The sequence below is a fragment of the Streptomyces sp. NTD91 genome (assembly GCF_059510455.1).
Map to the genome: position 1 here is coordinate 1 of NZ_JCAJZW010000066.1, position 21,707 is coordinate 21,707.

The following is a 21,707-nucleotide window of genomic DNA, read 5'->3' on the forward strand; positions in this document are numbered from 1 at the left end:
ACGCCCCGATCCGCCGGCCGACCGGCCGACGTGATGTCCGATGAAGGACCGCAGGAACCGGTCCGCCGTGCGGTCGGGGCCGAGCCGTGCACCAGGCTGCCGTTGCGGAACAGCACGTCACCCGGAGCCAGATCCACCGGCACCGGGGCCGGCCCGGCCGGAGACGGCACGTACTCGCGGGCGAACGACAACACGGCGTGCCGAGGAGTTGATCGTCGCCGTGCCGGGGCGCGGCGCACACCGTACGCTCGCTCGCCGAGGGCGTCGCGCTGTCCCCGTCCCGCTTCACCCCCGTTCCCCCTGCGCACCGGACGGTCGCCGATGCGGGCGCTGCGGGAGGCCCGGCTGCGGCACGCGGCGCGACTGCCGGAGGTCACCGATCCGACGGTGGAACGAGGTCGCGGCGGACTCCGGATTCGGCGGTCCCTTCTCCTTCAGCCGGGTTTTCCGGGAGCGCCACGGAGTGTCGCCCCCCGCCCGGCGGGGGCGCACGGCGTTAAGCGGGAGAAAAAGATTCTCCTGAACGCGCGTCAATAGGGAAGTTCTCGGGGGTACTTGTCGATATTCGAGAGATCCCTTGTTCGCAGCTGCATGACTGTGCAAAAGTGTCGGCTGTCGGCACGCAGGCACATCGCATTCCGGCGGTATGCGTCAGGCCGCTCCCCGTACACCCCCCACGCTTCAAAAGAGCCTCCTCAGGTGGACGTTCGAGCAGCCCCACCGCTCTCCCATACCTTTTGGTATGGACTAATTTCCGTATCACGTCTGGAGGAATGCAGTCGTGAATGAGGCAGGCCCGTCGGACGAGCGACTGAGTGCCGAACTGAGGAAGTGGACCGGAGGGACACCCGCGCTCCATCCGGTCGGTGAACTGCTCGACCGGCACTGGGAAGCGGCCTTCGCCTACGCGCGGTTGTGCGCGGACGGGACGCGTGCGGCCGGCATGCTCACCACCACCGCTTTCACCCGGCTCTTCGGTGAATCGCTGCAGCAGGCCGGGCCCACCGCCGCCTGGCGGCCGCAGGTGCTGGTGGCCGTCCGCCGGATCGCGGCCGAGTGGGAGTCCGACGGCCGTCAGGAACTCCTCCACCCGGCGCTGCGGTCCGGCGTCCGCGGTGAGCGTGCCGCCGCCCGGTTGCTGCCGCCCCCCGGCCGCAGGCTGCTCTCCCGCGCCTTCCAGCGGGTGCCGCAGGCTTCCCGCGCCGTGCTCTGGCACACGGAGGTCGAGGCCGAGCCGATCGCGGTGCCCGCGGCCCTGCTCGGCCTGGACCAGGAGGACGCCGAGGTCGAACTCCGCCGGGCCCGGGAGCGGCTGCGCGAGGAGTGCCTCCAGGCCCACCGCGAACTCGCCCCCGACAACGAGTGCCGACGCTATCAGCGCATGCTCGACGTGACGTTCCGGCGCGGCGGTGTCGACATCGACCCGGACCTGCGCGAGCACCTGGGCCGCTGCGGTCACTGCAGCCGGGCCGCCGACCAACTCGCCTCGTTCAACGCAGGGTTGGACCTCGCCCTCGCCGAGGCGGTCCTCGGTTGGGGCGCCCGGGACTACGTCGACTCCCGTGTGCACCGCGCGGAGGAGTCGGCCCCGCCCCCGGAGCCGGCCGCGCCCCCACTCGGTGAACCCTTCCTGCCCACCGAGCCGCAGGTCCCCGGGGCCCCGGGTCAGTCGGCGGGCGGGGACGCTTCCGTCGGCGGTCCCGCGGGGCCGGGTGGCCGCGGCGAATCCGGGCGTCGCAACGGCCCGGGCGACTGGGCCGTCCGGGGTGTTTCGGCTCCGTCCGGGCGCCGGGGCGGGGCCGAGCGTCGTGGCCGTGCCGTCGAAGTCCACCGCTCCGCCCGCGGCGCCGGAGCGGTGGACGGCCCGGTAGAAGCCGCTCTCTCCCGGCGCTCGGCGCTGCGGGCCGCACGCGCCCGGCGGGCCCGGCGGAGGAACCTCGCGCTGGCCGTCGTCACCGTGAGCGGGCTGGTCGTGGTGCCGCTGGCGCTGTGGTCGGTGCTGCGGTCCGGCGACGGAGCCGGCCGGGCCGGGCGTGGGGCGTCCTCCCCGGCGCCGGGCAAGGGCGCCGCGAGTCCCTCCTGGGCCGGTGCTGATCCGGCCGGCGGCGCCCTGCACGGCCGGCTGCGCAACCTCGGCTCCGGACTGTGTGTCGCGGTCGTCGGGAAGAAGGCCGTCAAGGGTGCCGAGACCGAACTCGCAGCCTGCTCCGCGACCCCGGCCCAGCAGTGGACGTACGAGACCGACGGGCTGTTGCGCAACGCCGCCGCCCCGGACCTCTGCCTCGACTCGCACCTGGGTTACTCGGTCCGCCTCGCCCCCTGTGCCGCCACCGGGCAGGCCGCCGCCAGGAACATCCGGTACGACTTCACCCTCCAGGGCGCCCTGATACCCCGCTGGAACCAGGACCTCGCCCTCACCCCGGCCGCCACCGACGGCTCCGGCGCCCTGGTGCTCAAGAACCGCGCCCCCGGCGCCGCCCAGCGCTGGTCCGTCGACACCGCCAGGACCGACCTGCAGATGCAGAACGTCAACTGGGACAGTGACAACACCCCGCCGCCGACCGGCACGTCCCACCGACCGACTCCGACACCCAGGGCTTCCGGAGCCACCTCATCGCCGACCCCGGCACCCACGGCGACCGGCTCCGGTGCCGCCGCCCCGCCGTGGGCCCCGTCCGACCCGTGCTCCGCGTACCCGTACTCCTGCGGCTGGGGCGGCGGGGGATACGGAGGCGGCGGGGACTACGGTGGCGGGGGCCACCGGCGCTGAGTCAGGGGTGGTGCGGCGGTGGCGGCGGGATGGTGCCCAGGCCGGGGGCCGGTTCCGGCCACACCAGCAGTACCGGGCAGGGCGCGTGGTCGACGGCGAAGCGGACCGTCGGGCCGAGACTCTTCGGCCCGAGCCGGGAGCGGTCGCCGTCCCGGGCCAGCACCAGCAGATCGGCGCCCTCCGCCGCGGCCACCACTTCCCGTTCGACCCGGCCCGAGCGCTCCACGCGGGCACAGGGCCGGCCCAGCCGCTGTGCCGCCGCGTTCAGCAGTTCGGCCGCCGAGGCCCCGCCGAGCGCCTCGAGCAGATCGCCCGGATCGCGCTCCGGACGCCCCCGGCCGAGCAGCCCCGCGTAGGCGCCGTGCGCCACCCCCGGCACCTCGGGCGCGCTGACGTGCAGCAGCACCACCTCGGCGGTGTCCGGCGCATGGCGGCGCACCGCGTCCACGCAGGCGGGCCAGGTGCCCTCCACGAGCCAGGTGATCACACGCATTCCGGTCGGCCTCCCCAGAGCTCGGTCCTTCAGAAAACCTGGAGCGACCCCCACAGTGCCACCACCGCGACGGCCAGGGAGGACGGCACGGCGAGCAGGCCGAGCCGGGTGAACTCCCCGAGGTCCACGTCGTGCTCGTGCTGCTGCACGATCCGCCGCCACAGCAGCGTGGCCAGCGACCCGGCGTAGGTCAGGTTGGGGCCGATGTTCACACCGAGCAGCACGGCCAGCACCGTGCCGGGCCCGGCCGGCGCGGCCAGCGGGAGCAGGACCAGCACTGCGGGCAGGTTGTTGATCAGGTTCGCCAGGGCGGCGGCCAGCGCGGCGAGGCCCAGCAGGGCGGGCAGTCCCGTGCCGGCGGGCACCGCATGCCCGAGGACGTCCGCGAGCCCGTTGTCGACGACCGCCCGCACGACGATGCCCAGCGCGAGCACGAACGCGAGGAACGACGGGGCCGCGGCCCGTACCACGGTCAGCGGGGTCGCCCTGCGGCGCACCAGCGCCCGTCCGGCGAGCACCAGCGCGCCCGCCGCCGCGACCCAGGCCGGCTCCACGTCGAACGCCGACGCCACGACGAACCCCGCCAGCGTGCAGCCGACGGTCACCAGCGCGAACAGCGGCAGCCGCGGCGCCGGCCCGGTGTTCCCACCCGCCGGTGCCGCTGCCGCGAGGTCACGGGCGAAGAACCGCCGGAACACCAGGTACTCCGTGCCGATCGCCACCAGCCACGGCAGCGCCGTCAGCGCCGCGAACCGGGTGAAGCTCAGCCCGCTCACCGAGAACGCCAGCAGGTTCGTCAGATTGGACACCGGCAGTAGCAGGGACGCCGTGTTCGACAGATGGGTGCAGGCATAGACATGCGGTTTGGGCCGGACGCCGGTCCGCGCGGCCGTGGCGAAGACCACCGGGGTGAGCAGCACGATCGTGGCGTCCAGGCTGAGTACGGCGGTGATGGTGGAGGCCAGGGCGAACACCGCCGTCAGCAGCCGTACCGGACGGCCGCGCGCCCACCGCGCCATCCACGCCCCGCACGCCTGGAACAGCCCCTCCACGTCGCAGAAGTGGGCGAGCACCAGCACTGCCGCCAGAAACCCGACCACCGGTCCGAGCCGCTCGGCCTCGGCCCTCGCGTGGTCCAGCGAGATCGCCCCGGTGGCCACCGCGACACCGGAGGCGGGCACGGCCATGACCGCCTCCGGCCACCCGAAGGGCCGCACGACGGCTCCGGCAAGAACGGCGACGAGCAGGACGGCGGACAGGGCCTCGGCGAGCGGGGTGTTCAGAGCGGGTCCTTCCGGAACGGATCAGCTGGGGCCCGCCCATCAAAACAGACGATGTCGAACGCGCTACGACGCCTTGCTGCCGGCCGTGCCCAGGAACTCCGCCCAGCCGCTCGCCGGGGCCTGCCCCGGCACCAACGTGCGCAGCTTGCGCAGTACCGCCGGATCCTGCGCCTCCAGCCAGTGGACGAGCTGCTTGAAGGACACGAACCGCACGTCGTCGCCGTACGCGGCCATCTTCCCGATGGCCTCCTCGACGGCGTCCATGTAGATGCCGCCGTTCCAGCGCTCGAAGTGGTTGCCGATGAAGAAGGGGGCGCGGTTGGTCGTGTACGCCCGTTCGAAACCGGCGACATAGGCGTCGCGGGCCTGGGTGCGCCAGGCGTCGTACCGGGTGCGGTCGCCGTTCGGGTCGCCGCCCGACTGGTTGAACATCATGTTGTAGTCCATCGACAGCACCTGGAAGCTGTGCCCGGGGAACGGTATGGACTGCAGCGGGAAGTCCCAGATCCTTCCGCCCTGCACCTTGCCCGGCCAGATCTGCAGTCCGCCGGGGGAGCTTGCGTCGTACTTCCAGCCGAGGGCCGCGGCCGTGGGCAGCAGGTTGGACTGGCCCTCCAGGCAGGGGGTGCGGCCGCCGATCAGCTCCTTGCGGTAGTCGAAGGGGAGCGGCTCCAGGTCGGTGAAACCGGTGTTGGTCTTCCAGCTGGTCACGAAGTCGACCGCCTGGTCGATCTCGCTGCGCCACTCGGCGGGGGACCAGTTGCGCACGCCGGTCGCGCCGCAGAAGTGCCCGTTGAAGTGGGTGCCGATCTCGTGGCCCTCCAGCCAGGCCGCGCGGACCTGCTGGAGGGTGGCACGGATGTGCCGGTCGGCGAGGTAGCCGATGGCGGACGCCCCGACCGGGTGCTGCGGCGGGCGGTACAGGTGCTTCTTGGACTCGGGCAGTGCGTAGATGCCGCTGAGGAAGAACGTCATCTTCGCGCCGTGGTCGGCGGCGACCTTGCGGAACCGGGAGAACAGCTGGTTGCTCAGCTCGCCCGCGCCGTCCCAGGAGAACACCACGAACTGCGGGGGCTTTCGGCCCGGCTTCAGCCGGTCGGGCGTCGGCTGGTGCGGCTGGGGGCCGGTGTCGGCCGTGGAGCCGTCGCCGATCGGCTTCGCCGGCCGCGCCTGGGCGGTGCCCTGGCCGTCCGCCGGACCGCCGACCGACAGGCCGGTGCCGGAGGAGCACGCGGCCAGCGTGCCCAGGGCGCCCGCCGCCGCGCCCGCCGTCAGCACCCGCCTGCGCGATATCCCGCTCATCTTCTCCCCGATTTCCTTCTCACGGCCCCTGCGGGGCCTCCTCGCCGGTGTGGTCGACGAGTTCGATGCCGGGCGACGGGGGAAAGATCGCGGGCTGCGGCGCCTGTTGCCGTCCTGTGACAGTTGTGGCGCGAGCATGACGAACCCCGCTGCCGGGCGGGTGCGGCAGCGGGGTTCTCGGGGGGCGTGAGCCCCGTCAGGGAGCCGTGCCGGGGCTGAACACGGACACGGAGACGGACGAGGAGTTCCCGGAGACGGGCACCGCTCCGCCCGTCCACGTGACCTTCAGCGAGGCACGCTCGTCCGGCGGGGTGACCAGCAGCGCGGCCGGTGTGGCCGTCTTGGCGCCGCTGATGCCGGGATTGGAGAAGGTCAGCCCGGCCCAGGCGCTCTGCCCCGGCCTGAGCGCGATCGTCACCGGGGAGCCCGACTCACGCCTGGGATCGGGGCCGAGCTGGGTGCCGGAGGCGTTCACGAAGGCCGCGCCCGGGTAGCCGCGCACGGTGCAGGTCCGGCCGGAGTGGTTGGTGAGGACCAGCGGAAAGTTCTCCTGGCCGGCGCCCGGGTCGTTGCGGCCCACCGAGGCGCTCAGCTCGGAGGTGTGACAGCGGGTGCTCGCCGCGGCCGTGGCCGAACCACCGCCGCTCGCCGAGGGGGTGGTCCCCTTGGACGCGGAGGACGAGACGGCGCCGCTGGGCGCGGCGGACGTGGCGGACGCCGGGGTCTTCGTGGTGCCCGTCGCCGGAGCCGCCGTACCGGAGGCCGTGATCGGTGGGTTGCTGTGGACGTCCTTGCCGTTGCCGCAGGCGGTCAGGAGGCCCAGCACGGCAACCGTGCCCACGAGGAGGGCCCCGTGCCGCGCGGACCGGGGGGTGTACACCATGTCGCTCAACACTCCTGGAAGGTCACGGCACGCGACGGACCGCGTGCCTCATGGCGCCGAGTGCGCCGTCCTGACACCTCCGATGCGCGGGACGCCGGAAAAGTTCGGCGCACGCAGGATTCTCTTCCCCGCCGTCGCTCTTCGCAGCCGCCCGTCAGGACACGCTCAGCGAACGGAGTATCCCCTCGGTGGCGTCCCCGTCACCCCGCTGGCGCACCTGCACGTACACCTGGGGCTGTGCCGGGCCGTCCGCCGGGACCAGCGCGGACTCGGTGACCGAGCCGCCGTCCGGGCAGCCGCTCCAGGCCCGCACCAGGCCGCGCCATTCGGTGTCCGAGAAGGTACGGCTGCCGAAGTAGCGGCAGCCCGTGTGGGCGAGGGCCTTCACCCGCGCGGTGACGTCGCCGTGCTCGCTCAGGCCGACGAACACACCGTCCACCGGCGCGCCCAGGTCGGGCCACCGGCTCAGGTCGTCGGCGATCACCAGGCCCGGTTCGTGCCCCTTGGCGAGCCCCAGCGCGCCGGGATCCCAGCCGGATTCGCGCAGCTCGCGCCCGAAGCCGGACGGAACCTCGACGGCCACCCGCCCGGTCGAGTCCGTCGCCCGCACCTGGTCCGGGGAGCCGTCGGGGTGGACCAGCACGGTCACCACCGCCGCGGTCACCACCGCGGCGGTGACCGCGGCCAGTGACAGCGTCAACGCGTTCAGCCGGGTGCGCACGCCGTCCAGCCGCCGGGCGGGCCGGAGCGTCGACGCCCCCGCGGCCAGCCGGTCCAGCTCGTCCGCGAACGCCTGCGCGCTGGGCCAGCGGCGCGCCCGGGCCGGCTCCAGCGCCCGCAGCAGCGCCCGCTCCACGTCCTCGCCGAGGTCGGGCCGCAGCCGCCGCGGCGGTACGACTTTCCCGGGCGGCCCCGGCACGCTCCCGGTGACCAGTTCGTAGCCCACCGCGCCCAGGCTGTAGACGTCGGCCCGCTCGTCGATGCCCTCGCCGGGCTCCGCCTGCTCCGGCGGCTGGTAGCCCGCCGAGCCCGCGGCCAGCGTGAGCACCGAGGCCTGGGCGAGGCTCTTGGCGAGCCCCAGGTCGGCCAGCAGGACCCGCCGGGTGCCGTCCGGAGCGGTGTGCAGCAGCACATTGGTCGGCTTGATGTCGCGGTGCACGATCCCCGCCTCGTGCAGCGCGGCGGCGGCCCGGGCGGCCTGGGCCGTCAGCGCGAGCGCGTGCCCCACCGGCAGCGGGCCGCCGGTCAGCAGGTCGGCGAGGGTACCGCCGGCGGCGTACTCCATCACGAAATACGGCCTGCCGTCGGGGAGTTCACCGATGTCGTAGACCTGCACCACCCGGCTGGAGCCGGCCCGGCGCAGCAGCCGGGCCTCGGACAGGAAGCGGTCCCTGATGTCGAGCCGGTGCGCCCAGTTCTCGGCGAGGACCTTCACCGCGACCGGGGCCTCGAGCTCGTCGTCGTGGGCGAGCCACACCGTGGCGAAGGCGCCGGTGCCCAGCGGTCGTTCGAGGCGGTAGCGGCCGATCCGCCCTGGGGAGTGCATACGACTATCATGCCTGGCCTGAGATCGACTCGAAGGGGGACCCGGGTGCTGGACCAGGTGCCGATCGAAGACCTCGCCCGGCGGGCCGCCGTCGGCGACAGCGCCGCCCTGGACCGGCTGCTGCACGAGATCCGGCCCGAGGTGATGCGCCGCTGCGGGCGCTTCCTGCCGTGCCGGGAGGACGCCGAGGAGGCCGCGCAGGACGTGCTGCTCCAGGTGGCCCGGCACATCTCCCGATTCGAGGGGCGCAGCCGTTTCAGCACCTGGCTGTACACCGTGGTCGCCAACTGCTGCCGGCAGAAGTACCGCGAGCTGAAGCGACGGGCCGCCGAGCAGCCGGCCGCCATCGAGCCCTCGTACGCCGTCGACCCGCGCACCACCAGCGTCATCGCGGGCTCCCGGGTGGACCTGCTGGAGGCGCTGGACCGGCTGGAGCGGACCCATCCGCACCTGGTCGCGCCGCTGGTCTACCGGGACATCTGTCAGCTGGACTACGCCGAGGTCGCCGAGCGCGTCGGCATCCCCCTCGGCACTTTGAAGTCCCGCCTGCACGAGGCCCGCAAACAGGTACGCCCCTGGCTGACGGGCGGCTGAGCCGCCCGGCGCTGCCGGGGGACCCTCCACCGCCGACGCGGGCGGGCGGCCGTGTGCCGCCGGGTGACGGTGGACGACCGCCGGCGCGGTGCAGGCCACCAGGACGGGCACGCCGCCGGCCCGCAGGACGGTGTCGTAGGCCGCCCCGGGGCCCGTGCGGGGCGTGAGCGACGGTCGTCCCGTGTCACCGGCACACGCCCGCCGCGCCGTGGCGCCGGAGGAAGCCGGGGAGCCGTCGGGACGGATCCGGGCCGTCGGCGACGCCCTACGGGTCCACCTCGAACAGGGGGAGTTCCGCCCAGATCGTCTTGCCCTCCGCGGTGTGCCGGCTGCCCCAGCGCTGGGTGAGCTGGGCGACCAGGAGCAGCCCTCGGCCGCCCTCGTCGAAGATCTTGGCGCGGCGCAGGTGCGGGGCGGTGTGGCTGGTGTCGGACACCTCGCAGATCAGCGTCGTCGCGTCGTGGATCAGCCGCAGCCGGATGGGGTGGGAGCCGTACCGGATGGCGTTGGTGACCAGTTCGCTGACCACCAACTCCGTCGTGAACGCGGCCTCGCTCAGCCCCCAGGTGTCCAGTTGCTCCACGACCTGCTTGCGGATCGGCGCGACCAGCGCCGGATCGGCCGGGATGTCCCAGGTCGCCACCTGCGCGGCGGGCAGGCCCTGGGTGCGGGCGAGCAGCAGTGCCACGTCGTCCACGGAGCCGCCCGGCGGCAGCAGGGTGACCAGGACGCGGTCGCAGGTCTCGTCCAGGGAGTCGGCGGCCGCGCCGAGCGTGTCGTACAGCATCTCGCGGCTGGTCTCCGGATCACGCTCGCGGGCCCACACCAGCCCGTCGGTGTACAGCGCGAGGACGGTGCCCTCGGGCAGATCCACCTCGGTGGACTCGAAGGGCAGCCCGCCCAGGCCCAGCGGGGGACCGGCGGGCACGTCCAGCGCCTGGGGCGCGCCGCCCGGCCGCAGCACCACGGGGGGCGGATGCCCGGCGCGGGCCACGGTGCAGCGCCGCGACACCGGGTCGTAGACGGCGTACACGCAGGTCGCGCCGACCTCGCCGGGGCCGGAGTCCACGCCGGACTCCTCCGAGAGACGGACCACCAGGTCGTCCAGGTGCGTGAGCAGCTCGTCCGGGGCGAGGTCGATGTCGGCGAGGGTGCGGACGGCCGTCCGCAGCCGGCCCATGGTGGCCGAGGCCTCGACGCCGTGCCCCACGACGTCCCCGACGACCATCGCGACCCGCATCCCGGACAGCGGGATCACGTCGAACCAGTCGCCGCCCACCCCGGCCCGCGCGGCCGGAAGATAGCGGGAGGCGGCCTCCAGCGCGGCCGTGCGGGGCAGCGTGCGCGGCAGCAGGCTGCGCTGGAGCGCGATCGCGGTCTCCCGTTCCCGGGAGTAGCGGCGGGCGTTGTCGATGCACACGGCGGCCCGGGTGGTGATCTCCTCGGCGAGCAGCCGGTCGTCCGCGGTGAAGGAGTCGGGGCGGCGGTGGCGGGTCAGCACCGCGACCCCGAGGGTGAGTCCGCGGGCCAGGATGGGGACCGACATCGAGGAGTGGATGCCGAATCGGCGTACCTGCTCGGCCCGCACGCCGTTCCAGGTGAGCCAGGGCTGCATGTCGCCCGCCGCCGTCGAGGCGAGGATCGTGTGACCGGCGGTCAGCGCGTCGGCCTGCGGCGAGCCGGCCGGGTACGCCTCGGTCTGCCCGGGCTTCATCACCGCCTCCGGCACCCCGTCCAGGATCGACTGATGGGCTGCCCGGCGCAGGGTGACGGGCGCCGTGAGACGGGCCGGGGGCTCGCCGCCGTGGTCCTGCGGGTCCAGCAGGTCGATGGTGACGAAGTCGGCGAGGGCGGGCACGCACACCTCCGCCAGTTCCTGCGCCGTACGGGTCACGTCCAGCGTGCTGCCGACGCGCACGCTCGCCTCGTTCACCAGCTGCAGCCGCTGCCGGGCCCGGAGGTTGTCGGTGACGTCGTGCGCGGCCACGGACACCCCGCACACCCGTCCACGGGCGTCCCGGACCGGGGTCATCCGGGCGAGCCAGGCGTGCGCGCGGTGGTCGCCGCCGGTGCGCATCCGGGTCTGGACGTCCAGCGGGCTGCCGGTGGCCAGCACCTGGAGCATGCCCCGTTCGAGTTCGTCGCTCTGCGGCCTGCCGCCGATCTCCGCGAGCCGCAGCCCGCGCAGGCGCTCCTCCGGCAGGCCGACGACCTCGGCCATCGCGTCGTTCATCCGGCGCAGCCGCAGCTCGGCGTCGTACACGGCGACCGCGCACGGCGACTGGATCAGGCCCGCCTCGGCGAGCGGGTCGGCGGCGGGCGGCTGTGCGCCGGTGAGCGGGGTGACCACGAGCCAGCTGCCGCCGTGTCCGTCGGACGCCGGCCGGCGGTGGGCGAGCAGCCAGACCGGGACCGTACGGCCGTCACGGTGGCGCAAGCCGACCGTTCCCTGCCAGCGCGGGCCGGTGGGCGGGGCCGGGGTGTCCTCGTCGGCCAGCAGCCGGGCGGCGGGGCGGCCCAGCACGGCCTCCGCCGGGTGGCCGAGCAGGCGCCTGGCCCCCTCGTTCCACTCGACCAGCGTTCCGTCCTCGTCGATGACAGCCCGGGCAGTCACCGCGTCGTCGAACGGATAGACCCGGCTCATCGTCGCCGCTCCCAAGCGCACACTCACAGTGAACTGGTGGCACCTCTCGTGTTCCAGCGTAGTGCTTGGGGGGCTGCGGTGAAGCTCGGCCCGCTCCGCCCGGTCGGTCGGTCATCGGCGCGATCAGGGCCGCCGACGACACCCGCCCGCTGGTCATCGGCTCCGACAAGTACCGCGGCGTGCCGAAGAAGGTTCGGCGGCCGATCTGATGCTCGTCAAGCCGGACGGCCTCGGCCTGAACCACAACACCACCAAGTCGGTGGACGTGCTGCACGCGGCCTGTCCGCCCTCTTGCGGGCTGGGTCGGACGGAGTGGCCGGTGCGGGTGTTCATCGCATCGCTCCCTCTGTCTCGTCGCCGGTCCGGGCCGTACTGCCGGGTCCGCTGTCTCGCGCGCCCGGAGACCGGCGAGAACGGGACATGGCTCTCGGACGTCGTAGGTACCGGTGGAAAGGGCATCTGACCTGGCGGTATTTACGGGTGAGTACCCGCGCGGTACCGTGAGGGGCATGCCAGCTCTCAACGTGGAGTTCAGCGACCGGGAACTCGAGGACCTGCGGCAGATCGCCAAGGAGCGAGGTACGTCCATGAAGGCCCTCGTGCGCGAGGCGGCGGCCGCGGACATAGCCCGGCACCGGGCCCTGCAGGAGGGCGCCGCGGCCTTTCGTCAGTTCTTCGCCGCCCACGCCGAGGAGTTCGCCGCGGCCTTCCCCGACGACGAGCCCGCCGCGAAGGACGAGGCCGCCTGACGCATGCCCTCCGTCATCCACATCGACGTCCCCTGGCTGCTCCAGCGCCACGAGGAGGTCCTGCCCGACCAGCCCGCCGTCGACGACTTCTCCGCCCTGGTCGCCGCCGTCGCCCGGCACCGCGTGGATCCGCCCCGGCTCGGGGTGGACTCCGACCCCGCCTGGCGGGCCGCCGCCCTGCTGCACACCCTCGCCGTGCTCAAGCCGCTGCCCGCCGCCAACGCCCGCTTCGCCTGCGCGACCGCCGTGGCCTACATGTTCGTCAGCGGCGTCGGCATCGACCCGCCCTACGGCGCCCTCGTCGACCTCACCCGTGATCTGATCTCCGGCAAGACCGACGTGTACGGCGTGGCCGACCGGCTGCGCTCCTGGCAGATCTGAGGGGGGCCCGCGCGGAGCCCGTCCCGCCCCGGCCGGCGGGGGAGGCCGCCGGGCCGCCGACCGGAGCAGGACGGGCTGGGCCGCCGGCCGAGGGCGGGAGGGGCAGGGCCGGCGGCCGCGTTCGCACGGAGAGCCGCGCCCCGCTCTCCCCTCCGCTCGAGCCGGGGACGCCCGCCGCGCGCGGGGCCTTGTTCGAGGAGCCGGTCCCCAGTCCACTACCGGGCCGCACACCCCGGAAGCGTGCGCGTGCCCGCCGCCGAGTGCGCGCGCTTCACACGGGGCGCGTCAAAATGCCGAAGATCCCTGCACAGCGGCAGGCGCTGTCCCGTTCTCTGACGCCTCTTCAGTCCGTCGATGTCAGCGGGCGCCTTGTTGCTCGTGTGGAAGTTGTGCAAGGGTTGAAACGACCGTGCGGGGGGAAAGTCCGGGGTTCTTCCGGCAGTCGCGGAACTTCACCGGCAGCAGCGCCGGTCCCTTCTCTCCCCGCGCGTCGCAGAGGTACGCATCAACGCACGTCGCACCGAAGGAATCCGCTCAGTGCCCACCCCCCACCCCCCTCGTCCTCCCTATCCGCCGCCCGGCGGCGATCCCGGGGAGTCCGACGAGTCGCTCGCCGGCCCGCTGCGGGCCGGCTCCGACGCGGAGGCCTCCCGGTCCGCCGCCCTCCTGATGGCCCGGCACTGGCAGCCGGCGCACGACTACGCGGTCGTCTGCCTCGCCCTGACCGGGCCGCTCGCCCACATGGTCACCGCCACCGCCTTCCACCAGGTCCTCGGCCGGCTCGCGCTCGGCGAAGGCGCCGACGCACTGCGGCCCCGGCTGCTCGTCGCGGTCCGGGACACGGTCGTCAACTGGTCCGGCACGGACCGGATCACCGCCGTACTGCCCGGACTCGGGAAACCCGCCGGGGGACGCGCCATGCGCGCGGCGAAGACCCTGATACCGGAGAACCGCGTGCTCTCCGACCACTCGTTCCACGCCCTTCCCCGGCTGGAACAGGCGCTGTTGTGGCACATCGAGGTCGAGGCCGAGCCGATCACCGTTCCCGCCGCCCTGCTGGGCGTGGACATCGAGAGCGCGGCGGTCGCCCTGGAACAGGCGCGCGAGAAATTCCGGGAGGGCCTGGTGCGCGCCCACCGGGAACTCGCGCCGGGCAAGGAGTGCCGCTACTTCAACCGTCTGCTCGACGTTCCGATCCGCCGTGGCGGCGCCCTGCTGCCCGACGTCCAGCAGCATCTGTCCGCCTGCTCCTACTGTCGGCACGCCGCCGAGCAACTCGGCCACGCCGACGCCGCGCCCGGTGTGCTGCTCGCTGAGGCCGTGCTCGGCTGGGGCGCCCGCCGCTACCTCGACTCACGCCCCGGCCGCCGGCCCGGTACGGCCCGCGCCCGCGGCGGCTCCCGGCGTTCCGGCGGACGCCGGCGCGTCGGCGACAAGCCCGGGCTGCTCGCCCGCGCCGCCCTGCCCGGCACCCGCAGGCGCGGCGACGGCGAACCCGGGACCCGGGACTCCGGGTCCCGTGGCCGTCGGCACGGCGGTGGCGAGCCCGGACCGCCCGGCACCGGCTGGTCGTCCAGGACGCTGCTGACCGGCGTCGGAGTGGCCTCGGTCGCGCTGCTGGCGACCGTCCTCGTGATCAGCGTGTGGCCGGACGGCGGCGACGGCACCGACCCGGTCGCCTCGACCAGCACCGTCGGCCGCACCCCGCCCGCCACGGCCACCGCGCCCGGCATCGCGGGTCTGCCCGCCGTCGGCCGCCCCACCCGGCTGCGCAACGCCGGTGCCGGCCTGTGCCTGGACATCAGGGGCACCCCGAAGGCCGGGGCGGGCGCGGTCCTCGCCGTCTGCTCGTCCGCGCCCACCCAGCAGTGGACGTACGAGTCCGACGGGCGCCTGCGCAGCGCTGCGGGCTCGGGGCTGTGCCTGGACTCGCACGCCGACGCGGGTGTGGTGATCCTCGGCACCTGCGCCGACGCCGGTTCCGCGCGGGCCGGCGACGTGCGCTACGACCCCACCGCGCAGGGCGAGTTGCTGACCCGCTGGGACCGCACCCTCGCGCTGGCGACGTCCGCCGGCACCGTGGGCGCCGACCTCGTCGTCAAGGTGCGCGACGGCTCCGCCGGGCAGCGCTGGGTGCCCGACGCGCCGTCGGCGACCCCGGGCTCACTGTCGATCGCCGGGACGGAAACGCCCCGATCGGCCGCAGGGACCGACGCGACCGACCACTACCCCGCCCAAGACGCCTGACCGGCCCGGGTGCGGCGCGCCCCGCGGAGAGCCGAACAGGATCCCGTGGAGCGCTCGGCGGGCTCTGTGGAGTGCGTTCGGTCGGGTCGGGCCGAGTCCGGGTGGCGCCCGGTGTCGACCGTCCGAGCGGGACCTCGTGGCGCGCTCGGCGGCATCCCGGCGGAGCGCTCGGCGGGCATCGTCAGTCCGGGGCCTCGGTCAGGTCGGTCTTCGACACCGTCCCCGGACCGGTGTGACCGGACAGAGCCAGCGTCAGGTCCAGTTCCGCCAGCACGCACCGCACGACGTGCTCCACCCCGGCCTGACCGTCGAGCCCGAGTCCGTAGACGTACGGGCGGCCGAGCAGGACCGCCCGCGCGCCGAGGGCCAGCGCCTTGAACACGTCGTCGCCGGTGCGCACCCCGCTGTCGAACAGCACCGTCAGCCGGTCGCCGACCGCCTCGGCGACCCGGGGCAGCGCATCGGCCGCGGCGACGGAGCCCGCCACCTGCCGGCCGCCGTGGTTGGAGACGACCACGCCGTCCACCCCGGCGTCGGCGGCGAGCCGGGCGTCGTCCGGGTGCAGGACACCCTTGAGCACGATCGGGCCGTCCCAGTGCTCGCGCAGGAACGCCAGGTCCGGCCAGGTGTGGCCGGGGTCGCCGAACAGACCGAGGAAGTGCAGCACCGCCGCGTTCGGGTCCTCGTGCACCGGCTTGGCCAGGCCCGCCTGGAACGCCGGGTCGGTGAAGTAGTTGGCGGTGCCCACCCCGTGAAGGAACGGCAGATACGCCTGGTCCAGGTCACGCGGCCGCCACGCCAGCAGCGGGGTGTCCAGGGTGACCACGAGCACCGAGAATCCGGTGGCCTTCGCCCGGCTGAGGAAACTCCGCGTCACCTCAAGGTCCTTGCCCCAGTACAGCTGGAACCACCGCTCGGCGTCGCCCATCGCCTCCGCCACCTGCTCCATCGGCGTGCTCGACGCCGAGGACAGGATGTACGGCACGCCCTGCGCGGCGGCGGCCCGCGCGGCGGCGGACTCGGCATCCGGATGCATGATCGACAGCACGCCGACGGGCGCCAGCGCCAGCGGCGCCGGCAGCGCCCTGCCGAGCACCTCGACCGACAGATCGCGCTCGGACACGTCACGCAGCATGCGCGGCACGATCCGGCGGCGGGCGAACGCTGCCCGGTTGGCGCAGGCCGTGCTGCCGTCGCCCGCGCTTCCTGCCACATAGCCCACCGGGCCGGGACCGAGCCGGTGTTCGGCCAGCTCCTCCAGCCGGGTCAGGTCGGTGGGCAGCCGCGGCACGGCACCAGTCATCCCGTTCAGATAGATCTCGTACTGGAAATCGGCCCAGTGCTTCGCCATCCGTACGTCCCGCCTCTCGTCGTCGGGCCTGCGCCGCGCCGACGTTACCCGCCGGTGGGCGCGGCTCCGCCCGGCGGGAGGCCGTCGACCCGCCCCGAGCCCCGACCGGCACCCGAACGTCGTTTGCACCCGGAAGCCGCGGCGGGGAGAGATCCACTTCTGCGCCCCCTCCCGGTGACGCACCGGGGCGCGTTCGCGTGTTCATGAACGCAAGGAGTCGTGAAGGCGTCGTGAAAGGTTTCAGTGGAAGTGAACCCGGAATGTTTCAGGCCGATTAACGAGCAGGTGATTTTCGGCCATGTGACCGCTTTCAGTGATCAAGAGCCGCTCAGTTGCGGGGTTGACGCGCGCCCGTTCCGTGACTTCACGCCACTGATTCAACACGCAAGGTTACCGAAAGCCGTGGGTTCGATGTGTGTTTCGGCGGCGGACTCGGCAGAGTGGCGCTCGCCGCTCCGGTGCCCACCGGGCCGGAGCCGGCACCCGTCTATCCGAGCGGAAGGATGCACACAATGCGGAACACCGCGCGCTGGGCAGCGGCCCTCGGCCTCACGGCCGCCGCCGTTTGCGGACCCCTGACCGGGGCCGCCGTCGCTGCGCCGGGCGCCGCCCCGTCGTCGCTCTACGCCCCCTCGGCGCTGGTCCTCACCACCGGCCACGGCAGCGACGCGGCCACGGCCACCCCGGAGCGCGCCGTCACCCTGACCTGCGCCCCGACACCCTCCGGCACCCACCCGGACGCGGTCCGGGCCTGCGCCGAACTGAGCGGCACCGGGGGTGACTTCGACGCCCTGAAGCCGGCCGACGACGTGTGGTGCACCAAGCTGTACGACCCGGTCGTCGTCACCGTCCAGGGCGTCTGGCAGGGCAAACGCGTCTCGTACGAGCGCACCTTCGGCAACGCGTGCGTGCGCGACTCCGTGGGCGGCGGCGTCTTCGCCTTCTGAGGGAGTCCTCAAGGACCGGGATCGCACGTACCCCGCACACGCCGGAACAGGTCCGCAACCGGGGAGTGCGGCCCCTGGAGCGGGGAACCTGCGATCTCGCACCGGAACCGACGGGCGGAGTGGGGCCGCCCGCCGGATTCCGGGCACACAGCCGCTCCCCGGGCGGGCCCGTGGGGGGCCCTGTCCCGGGGAGCGGCGAAAATCAACCGGTTTCAACCACCGTTCCTGATCCTGCGCCGGTGACTCGTGTCGCACCACGGATAGCGGCGACTGCGCCCACAGGTGCACAGCGCGACCCGGAAACGGTCCGAGGACACCGTGGTGCCGTCCTCCAGCTCGACCTCCACCGGCCCCTCGACCAGCAGTGGCCCCTGGCGTCGGAGGGTGACCCGGCGCGCCCCCTCAGCGCGTTCGTTCGGCACGGACGACCACCAGCTCCTCCATCCGGGCGGCAGGATCCAGCAGGCCGCGTCGGCGCAGCCAGTCCTCCCGCGAGCGCAGCACCGGGCCGAACGGGATCCGGCGCCGCCGGACCACGGTGGCCTCGAGGTGCGCGGCCCGCAGCAGTCGCAGGGTGCGGTCGGGATCGCTGAGCGCGGAGTGCACGATCAGCAGCACACCCCCGGGGCGCAGCAGCACGGGCGCGTCCCGGCAGATCCGGTCCAGCAGCAGCCGCCCGTCCCGGCCGGCGTCCCAGGCCCGGGACCGGCCGCGCGGCCCGCGCCCGGCCTCGGGTGCGGGAACGTACGGCGGATTGGCGAGGATGAGGTCGTAGGTGCGGCCCCGCACCGGTCCGAAGAGGTTGCCGCGCCGGATCCGCACCGGGAGCCGGGACAGCCAGGCGTTCATCCGTACCGTCCACAGCGCCCGCCGGGACACGTCCACCGCGGTCACCTCGGCACCGTGCCGGGCCGCCTCCAGCGCCAGTGCCCCGCTGCCGGTGCCGACGTCGAGCACCTGACTGCCGGGCGCCGGTGCCTCCGCGTGGAGCGACTCGGTCAGCAACTCGGTGTCCTCCTGCGGGGCGTACACGCCCGGCAGTATCAAAGCGATCACTCCGCGCGAGTACCCCGGCATTCAGCATGTATGGGAAATTTCCGGCATGAGCGGGGTGCGCAGGGACGAGCGCCCGGCGCGCCAGTCGGCGAGCAGCCGCCGTCCCAGCCGCTCCTCCAGGTACTCGGTCGCGTCGATCCCGAAGGCCATGTCCGCCGCCAGCTCCGGTTCCTCGGCGAGCAGCCCGCCGATGACCTCGTGGCGTACGACCTGCTCGTGGACCGCGTCCGCCTCGACGTGCTCGTCGTAGAAGAACTCCGCGGCGGGGCCCGCGCCGGTGCGGCGCATGGCCGCGGCGAGCCGGCGGGAACCCGGCGAGGAAGTGATCTCCACCTCGGCGAAGTGGCCCACCAGCGCGCCGCGCAGCTCGCGGTGCAGGCCGAGCAGAGACATGAGGTCGACTATGGCCAGCATCTCCGCGGGAGCGGCGTCCAGATAGCTGCCGTAGGCGGTGTCCAGGCCCAGGTCCGCCATGAGCGCGGCGAACAGGCGCGCGTGCACCCGCTCGGCCCGGCCGCCGCCGAACTCGTCGAACTCGACCGCCGCCATCGCCGCCTTCGCCCGGCCCCGCAGCCGGGGCAGCACCCAGGCGTGCGGGTCGGCCTCCTTCAGGTGGTACAGGGAGCGCTGGGCGGCGTACTCGCGCAGCTGCCACAACTGGCCCTCGGCACACAGGAAATGGGTGACACCGGTGCCTTCGACCGGTTCGACCAGCAGCGCGGCGAGAGCGTCGTCGAGGCTGTGACGCTCCGGCGTGTCGCTCCGCAGCGCGGACAGGAAGCGGCGCTCCAGCGCGGCCCGGACCCGCAGCAGCTCCGGGTCCCACTCCCGCTCGGGGACGGCGTCGGCGAAGCCGCGGTAGTGGAGCTCGTAGCACAGGTAGAGGGCCAGCTGCGGATCGTCGCCGTAGGGGTCCGCCGCCCCGGCCTCGGCGGGACGGGGGAGGGGGCCGGTGCCGCGCAGGTACGCGGTGACCGCAGCGGAGAGGGGGCCGCGGGGCGTGGGCAGCCAGGGGCCGCGTTCGTCGCTGTTCATGGGACCCGGGTACCCGTGCGGCCCCGATGAGGCACAGGCGGCCGCGGGGCCGCGGTGGCGGCTGGATGGCACGACCGCTTCCCCGGCCGGGCCCTCAGTCCTCTCCCGCCTGCTCCTGAGCCTCGGTGTTCGGCGTGACGGCGTCCCCGGCCTCGCCGCCGGCGTCGTCCTCGTCGCGCTTCTCGGCCTCCTCGACCTCCCGGAGCACTTCCTCCAGGGCGGTGTCGAACTGTTCCTTGCGGGTCTTCTCGTCGTTCTCGTCACCGGGCATGGCCTGTCCTCCTGCCGCCGGTCATCTGATCATCTGAGTTACCCGCCGGCCGGCGTCTCAACCGCCCGGCGGGCGAGTGCGCCGCGGCCACCGGGCCGGCAGCGGCCGCCGACGGCTCTGGTACGCCGCACCGACCCGGCGCCCCGGCCCGGCTCCGCGTATGAGCGCACGAACACCCAGGTCAGGACCCATCCCCGCGCGGCGGGGACGAAGAGCACCGGCCGGGTGAGCAGCGCCCGCTGCCCGGTGGGCACGGCGACCACCGGGACCGGGACCGCCGTGCGCACGTACCGGTGGGGGCCGCTCACCACCGGCCGGGCGGGGCGACGGGCGCCGGAGCGCCGAGTCCTTCCCGGGTGAACGGGGCGAAGGCCCCCGGGCGACGGCGGCACCGGTCGCCAGGTGGACCAGCCCGAGCAGCCGCGGGGGCGGCCACCGCGACCGCTCCGCCGGCCGCCCGGTCGGGCCACCACGCACCGGCACGGCGCGCCGCCGCAGACGAAGACGGGGAAGAGGGCGCCGCAGAGCGCGGCCGACGCCTCGCGCACATCACCGCGCGGAAGGCCGGGGGGCCGCCGTCTCCCTGCTGACGGCGGCCCCCCGGGCTGGGCGGTGACCCCGTGGGCGTCACATGTGGACGACGGGTGGGCCTCCCGCGTCCTGCCGGGGCACCCCACGCCGGTAGAGCAGGAGGGCGAGCACCGCGCCGGCGGCGAAGAAGCCGGCCGACCACCAGAAGGCGGTCGTGTAGCTCTCGATCGTCGCCTGGGCCCGCACCAGCCTGCTGGTGGCGTCCCGGCCGGACAGGTAGTTGGTGGCGGCGCTCGCTGCGAGGGTGTTCAGCAGGGCCGTGCCGATCGAGCCGCCCACCTGCTGCATGGCGTTGACGGTGGCCGAGGCCACACCCGCGTCCTCGGCGGCGACCCCGCCGGTGGCCAGCTGCATGGCCGGCGGCATGACCAGGCCGAGGCCGACGCCGATCACGATCAGCTGGGGCAGCACCCCGCCCAGGTAGTGCGAGCCCAGTCCGATGCCGGTCAGCCAGGCCATGCCGGCCGTGGCGACGGCGAAGCCCAGCGGGATGACCGCCTTCGGGCCGAGGCGCGGCACCAGGACCGTGGTGCCGACCTGGGCGGCCACCATCAGCGCGCCGACCATCGGCAGGAAGGCCACACCGGTCCTCGTGGGGCTGAAGCCGAGGTTGAGCTGGAGGTAGTAGGTCAGGAAGAGGAACACGCCGAACATGCCGGCACCGGTGATCAGCACCGCGACGAAGGAGGCGGCGCGGTCGCGGTCGAGCAGGATGCGCAGCGGGAGCAGCGGGTGCGCGGCCCGGGTCTGCCACCAGGCGAAGGCCGCCAGCAGCACCCCGCCCGCGAGCAGGAAGCCCCAGGTCAGCGGGGAGACCCAGTCGTGCGTCTCGGCGTCGGAGAAGCCGCAGACGAGGGAGAAGAGACCGGCGGCGACGATCACCGTACCCGGGACGTCCAGCTTGGCGTTCTCCGCGTCCCGGTGGTTGCCGAGCAGGATCCAGCCGCCCGCGAGGGCGACGACCGCGATGGCGACGTTCACGTACAGCGTCCAGCGCCAGTCGAGCGCATCGGTCAGCACACCGCCGAGCAGCAGTCCCACGGCACCGCCGGCGCCGGCGATCGCGCCGTACACGCTGAAGGCGCGGGCCCGCTCCCGGGCGTCGGTGAACGTGGTGTTGAGCAGCGACAGCGCGGCGGGCGCGAGCAGTGCGCCGAAGGCGCCCTGCAGGGCTCGGGCGACGACCAGCATGGTGAAGCCGGACGCGGCGCCGCCGAGCGCCGAGGCCGAGGCGAAGCCGACGACGCCGGCGAGGAAGGCGGGCTTGCGCCCGAACAGGTCGGCGATCCGGCCGCCGAGCAGCAGCAGGGACGCGAAGGCCAGGGCGTACGCGGTCACGATCCACTGCCGGTTGCCGTCGGAGAACCCGAGGGCGTGCTGGGCGGACGGCAGGGCGATGTTCACGATCGTGGCGTCGAGGACGACCATCAGCTGGGCGATCGCGATGACCGTGAGGATCCACCACCGCTTCGGCGAGGCCGCTCCGGCTCGCTCGACGGCCGCGGCCCCCGCTCGGGAGCCGTCGGACAGGGTCTTCTGGGGCATGCGGAACCACTCCGGGGAA

19 protein-coding genes and 2 pseudogenes are annotated in these 21,707 nt (G+C 74.1%); 7 read left to right on the forward strand and 14 right to left on the reverse strand.

Annotation, left to right across the window (positions count from 1 at the left end; genetic code table 11):
• A pseudogene (locus tag AC5WRT_RS36360) lies at positions 1–191 on the reverse strand (phytanoyl-CoA dioxygenase family protein); the annotation flags it as partial.
• Here AC5WRT_RS36360 and AC5WRT_RS36365 point away from each other — a divergent pair.
• A pseudogene (locus AC5WRT_RS36365) lies at positions 152–523 on the forward strand (helix-turn-helix domain-containing protein); the annotation flags it as partial. The pseudogenes AC5WRT_RS36360 and AC5WRT_RS36365 overlap by 40 nt on opposite strands.
• Positions 524–781: 258 nt before the next feature.
• Positions 782–2,770 (forward strand): RICIN domain-containing protein, encoded by a 1,989-nt coding sequence (locus tag AC5WRT_RS36370; RefSeq protein ID WP_496100990.1) that lies wholly within the window; start codon positions 782–784, stop codon positions 2,768–2,770.
• A gap of 1 nt (position 2,771) precedes the next feature.
• On the opposite strand, the gene AC5WRT_RS36375 is transcribed toward AC5WRT_RS36370, so the two are convergent.
• The 5 genes from AC5WRT_RS36375 to AC5WRT_RS36395 all read right to left on the reverse strand — a co-directional run bounded on the left by AC5WRT_RS36375 (position 2,772) and on the right by AC5WRT_RS36395 (position 8,277).
• On the reverse strand, positions 2,772–3,263 hold the full coding sequence (locus tag AC5WRT_RS36375; RefSeq protein WP_496100991.1) for a universal stress protein: 492 nt from the start codon (positions 3,261–3,263) through the stop codon (positions 2,772–2,774).
• A gap of 29 nt (positions 3,264–3,292) precedes the next feature.
• Complete coding sequence (locus tag AC5WRT_RS36380; protein WP_496100995.1) at positions 3,293–4,546, reverse strand: SLC13 family permease; 1,254 nt, start codon at positions 4,544–4,546, stop codon at positions 3,293–3,295.
• A 63-nt stretch (positions 4,547–4,609) separates the two neighbouring features.
• The gene (locus AC5WRT_RS36385) at positions 4,610–5,848 is read right to left on the reverse strand and encodes a polysaccharide deacetylase family protein (RefSeq protein WP_496098441.1); all 1,239 of its coding nucleotides are present in this window, start codon (positions 5,846–5,848) and stop codon (positions 4,610–4,612) included.
• A gap of 196 nt (positions 5,849–6,044) precedes the next feature.
• On the reverse strand, positions 6,045–6,731 hold the full coding sequence (locus AC5WRT_RS36390) for a DUF4232 domain-containing protein (RefSeq protein WP_496098440.1): 687 nt from the start codon (positions 6,729–6,731) through the stop codon (positions 6,045–6,047).
• A 154-nt stretch (positions 6,732–6,885) separates the two neighbouring features.
• A complete protein-coding gene (locus tag AC5WRT_RS36395; RefSeq protein ID WP_496098439.1) occupies positions 6,886–8,277 on the reverse strand; it encodes a serine/threonine-protein kinase in 1,392 nt (463 codons plus the stop codon).
• Positions 8,278–8,286: 9 nt separating this feature from the next.
• On the opposite strand from AC5WRT_RS36395, the gene AC5WRT_RS36400 reads away from it, so the two are divergent.
• Positions 8,287–8,871, forward strand: coding sequence for an RNA polymerase sigma factor (locus tag AC5WRT_RS36400; RefSeq protein WP_496100992.1), 585 nt, complete (start codon positions 8,287–8,289; stop codon positions 8,869–8,871).
• Positions 8,872–9,136: 265 nt separating this feature from the next.
• Here the strand turns inward: AC5WRT_RS36400 and AC5WRT_RS36405 are convergent, their stop codons facing one another.
• A complete protein-coding gene (locus AC5WRT_RS36405) occupies positions 9,137–11,515 on the reverse strand; it encodes a SpoIIE family protein phosphatase (protein ID WP_496098437.1) in 2,379 nt (792 codons plus the stop codon).
• Between the two features lie 509 nt (positions 11,516–12,024).
• Between AC5WRT_RS36405 and AC5WRT_RS36410 the strand changes: the two genes are divergently transcribed.
• The 3 genes from AC5WRT_RS36410 to AC5WRT_RS36420 all read left to right on the forward strand — a co-directional run bounded on the left by AC5WRT_RS36410 (position 12,025) and on the right by AC5WRT_RS36420 (position 14,892).
• Positions 12,025–12,264, forward strand: coding sequence for a hypothetical protein (locus AC5WRT_RS36410; RefSeq protein ID WP_496098436.1), 240 nt, complete (start codon positions 12,025–12,027; stop codon positions 12,262–12,264).
• Positions 12,265–12,267: 3 nt separating this feature from the next.
• Positions 12,268–12,645 carry a toxin Doc gene (locus AC5WRT_RS36415; RefSeq protein WP_496098435.1) on the forward strand — a complete coding sequence of 126 codons (378 nt, stop codon included), beginning with the start codon at positions 12,268–12,270 and terminating at the stop codon, positions 12,643–12,645.
• 537 nt (positions 12,646–13,182) lie between these two features.
• Positions 13,183–14,892 carry an RICIN domain-containing protein gene (locus AC5WRT_RS36420; protein WP_496100993.1) on the forward strand — a complete coding sequence of 570 codons (1,710 nt, stop codon included), beginning with the start codon at positions 13,183–13,185 and terminating at the stop codon, positions 14,890–14,892.
• Positions 14,893–15,073: 181 nt separating this feature from the next.
• Here the strand turns inward: AC5WRT_RS36420 and AC5WRT_RS36425 are convergent, their stop codons facing one another.
• A complete protein-coding gene (locus AC5WRT_RS36425) occupies positions 15,074–16,243 on the reverse strand; it encodes a lactate 2-monooxygenase (protein ID WP_496098433.1) in 1,170 nt (389 codons plus the stop codon).
• A gap of 512 nt (positions 16,244–16,755) precedes the next feature.
• Between AC5WRT_RS36425 and AC5WRT_RS36430 the strand changes: the two genes are divergently transcribed.
• The gene (locus tag AC5WRT_RS36430; protein WP_496098432.1) at positions 16,756–17,190 is read left to right on the forward strand and encodes a subtilase-type protease inhibitor; all 435 of its coding nucleotides are present in this window, start codon (positions 16,756–16,758) and stop codon (positions 17,188–17,190) included.
• A gap of 212 nt (positions 17,191–17,402) precedes the next feature.
• Here AC5WRT_RS36430 and AC5WRT_RS36435 read toward each other — a convergent pair whose 3' ends face one another.
• From AC5WRT_RS36435 to AC5WRT_RS36460, 6 genes are all read right to left on the reverse strand, one after another.
• Positions 17,403–17,612, reverse strand: a complete 210-nt coding sequence (locus AC5WRT_RS36435) for a CDGSH iron-sulfur domain-containing protein (protein ID WP_496098431.1) — start codon at positions 17,610–17,612, stop codon at positions 17,403–17,405.
• Positions 17,593–18,267, reverse strand: a complete 675-nt coding sequence (locus AC5WRT_RS36440; protein WP_496098430.1) for a HemK2/MTQ2 family protein methyltransferase — start codon at positions 18,265–18,267, stop codon at positions 17,593–17,595. Before AC5WRT_RS36440 ends, AC5WRT_RS36435 begins: the two co-directional genes overlap by 20 nt.
• Positions 18,268–19,281, reverse strand: a complete 1,014-nt coding sequence (locus tag AC5WRT_RS36445; protein ID WP_496098429.1) for an iron-containing redox enzyme family protein — start codon at positions 19,279–19,281, stop codon at positions 18,268–18,270.
• Between the two features lie 94 nt (positions 19,282–19,375).
• Entirely contained in the window at positions 19,376–19,552 is a 177-nt protein-coding gene (locus AC5WRT_RS36450; RefSeq protein ID WP_496098428.1) for a hypothetical protein, read from the reverse strand.
• A 38-nt stretch (positions 19,553–19,590) separates the two neighbouring features.
• Positions 19,591–19,839 (reverse strand): hypothetical protein, encoded by a 249-nt coding sequence (locus tag AC5WRT_RS36455; protein WP_496098427.1) that lies wholly within the window; start codon positions 19,837–19,839, stop codon positions 19,591–19,593.
• A gap of 340 nt (positions 19,840–20,179) precedes the next feature.
• Positions 20,180–21,688: an MFS transporter gene (locus AC5WRT_RS36460; RefSeq protein ID WP_496100994.1), complete on the reverse strand. Its 1,509-nt coding sequence runs from the start codon at positions 21,686–21,688 to the stop codon at positions 20,180–20,182.
• Positions 21,689–21,707: the final 19 nt, after the last annotated feature.

What these genes read in the sequence shown, in the direction of transcription:
- AC5WRT_RS36375 (WP_496100991.1), bottom strand. Translation starts at nt 3,263, where the DNA reads ATGCGTGTGATCACCTGGCTCGTGGAGGGCACCTGGCCCGCCTGCGTG.
- AC5WRT_RS36385 (WP_496098441.1), bottom strand. Translation starts at nt 5,848, where the DNA reads ATGAGCGGGATATCGCGCAGGCGGGTGCTGACGGCGGGCGCGGCGGCG.
- AC5WRT_RS36390 (WP_496098440.1), bottom strand. Translation starts at nt 6,731, where the DNA reads ATGGTGTACACCCCCCGGTCCGCGCGGCACGGGGCCCTCCTCGTGGGC.
- AC5WRT_RS36395 (WP_496098439.1), bottom strand. Translation starts at nt 8,277, where the DNA reads ATGCACTCCCCAGGGCGGATCGGCCGCTACCGCCTCGAACGACCGCTG.
- AC5WRT_RS36400 (WP_496100992.1), top strand. Translation starts at nt 8,287, where the DNA reads ATGCCTGGCCTGAGATCGACTCGAAGGGGGACCCGGGTGCTGGACCAG.
- AC5WRT_RS36405 (WP_496098437.1), bottom strand. Translation starts at nt 11,515, where the DNA reads ATGAGCCGGGTCTATCCGTTCGACGACGCGGTGACTGCCCGGGCTGTC.
- AC5WRT_RS36410 (WP_496098436.1), top strand. Translation starts at nt 12,025, where the DNA reads ATGCCAGCTCTCAACGTGGAGTTCAGCGACCGGGAACTCGAGGACCTG.
- AC5WRT_RS36415 (WP_496098435.1), top strand. Translation starts at nt 12,268, where the DNA reads ATGCCCTCCGTCATCCACATCGACGTCCCCTGGCTGCTCCAGCGCCAC.
- AC5WRT_RS36425 (WP_496098433.1), bottom strand. Translation starts at nt 16,243, where the DNA reads ATGGCGAAGCACTGGGCCGATTTCCAGTACGAGATCTATCTGAACGGG.
- AC5WRT_RS36430 (WP_496098432.1), top strand. Translation starts at nt 16,756, where the DNA reads ATGCGGAACACCGCGCGCTGGGCAGCGGCCCTCGGCCTCACGGCCGCC.
- AC5WRT_RS36440 (WP_496098430.1), bottom strand. Translation starts at nt 18,267, where the DNA reads ATGCCGGGGTACTCGCGCGGAGTGATCGCTTTGATACTGCCGGGCGTG.
- AC5WRT_RS36445 (WP_496098429.1), bottom strand. Translation starts at nt 19,281, where the DNA reads ATGAACAGCGACGAACGCGGCCCCTGGCTGCCCACGCCCCGCGGCCCC.
- AC5WRT_RS36450 (WP_496098428.1), bottom strand. Translation starts at nt 19,552, where the DNA reads ATGCCCGGTGACGAGAACGACGAGAAGACCCGCAAGGAACAGTTCGAC.
- AC5WRT_RS36460 (WP_496100994.1), bottom strand. Translation starts at nt 21,688, where the DNA reads ATGCCCCAGAAGACCCTGTCCGACGGCTCCCGAGCGGGGGCCGCGGCC.